Genomic DNA, 1,186 nt, shown 5'->3' on the forward strand with positions numbered 1-1,186 from the left:
TTTAGCACTCTCATAGGGAGAGTGCTAATTGCCTTAAATAAGATATCACTATAGAACTTATTTGTCAAGATGCAGTCTTATCCAATGCAAGATGAGCCTGAAATAAAGAGTCATGCTGCTAATATTTTATCAAATAATTTATCCCTTTCCAACTGTACTTTTTTAGCCATCTCATTATCGGTATATCTTCTTGCTTTTTTATCTAACATTTCAAAGGTTATACTTTCTTTTAGATATACCCGGGCACCAGGTATACTCCTTAATTTCTCATAGGGAGTCATATAATCCTGATATCTGTATTTCTTCTTTATCTTTCCTTTTTTATCCTTTACTTCAATAGGAAAGGCACAGGGACGGTGAAAATTCAAATACTCATTAAAACAGTCAAAATAGAAATCATTTATCCCTTTAGCATGTTTTTGCCCTATATGAGTATATCCCATCCATTTCCTTAACACCCAGCCGTTTTTCGTTTCCGCAAGGGCATTATCATTGCTATGCCGGGGTCTGCTTTTGGTCAGTTTTACAAATAGTTTATTTAACATCTCCGCCACTTTTCTATTTATATATTCTGAACCATTGTCGGCATGAAAATTTATGATCCGGTAAGGATAACTACTTATTATCTTTTGAAGTAAAGGGATGAGATGGCAATCGGTGATCTTTTCCACTGCTCCCACTACCTCCCATTGAACTACCTCATCAACTGTATTTATATGATAGACCCCTTTTTCTCCATTTTTATCCCCCTGATGCACCGTATCTACCCTTAAATATCCCGGCTTTCCTCCCGGTTCTGGTTTACACCTCTCTCCTATGGCTCTTGCTTTAGTCTTCTTGGTTTCCTGGTAAAAGGGGACACTACGCCGATAGAAGACGGTCTTCTTCAGATTGTAGATATGGGATACTGAAATGTTCGATAAATTCCGGTATTCTTCTTCCCCATATTTATTGGCCATTCGCTCTAAGATCTTCTTTAGGGCAGCTCCATTGGGATAATCATGTAATTCTGCTGTTTTGACAAGCAGTAGAATGTCTTTATTGGTGTATTTCCTCTCAAATTTATTTCTCTTGTATTCTTTTAATCTTACTCGTCCGCTTTCTTTATACTCCTTTATTTTTCTGGTCACCTGAGGCCGGGAATATCCGGTTACCTTCTCTATGTACTTCTTTATTAAACCTTTTT

Annotated in this window: 1 protein-coding gene; it reads right to left on the bottom strand. The window is 37.0% G+C overall.

Annotation, left to right across the window (positions count from 1 at the left end):
* Window positions 1-110 precede the first annotated feature (110 nt).
* Window positions 111-1,186, bottom strand: a 1,076-nt coding sequence (locus tag J7J10_04510; GenBank protein MCD6130192.1) for a transposase family protein, incomplete at its 5' end; no start/stop codon positions are given.

It is taken from the genome of Deltaproteobacteria bacterium, assembly GCA_021159305.1.
Taxonomy (GTDB): Bacteria; Campylobacterota_A; Desulfurellia; order JAGGSF01; family JAGGSF01; genus JAGGSF01.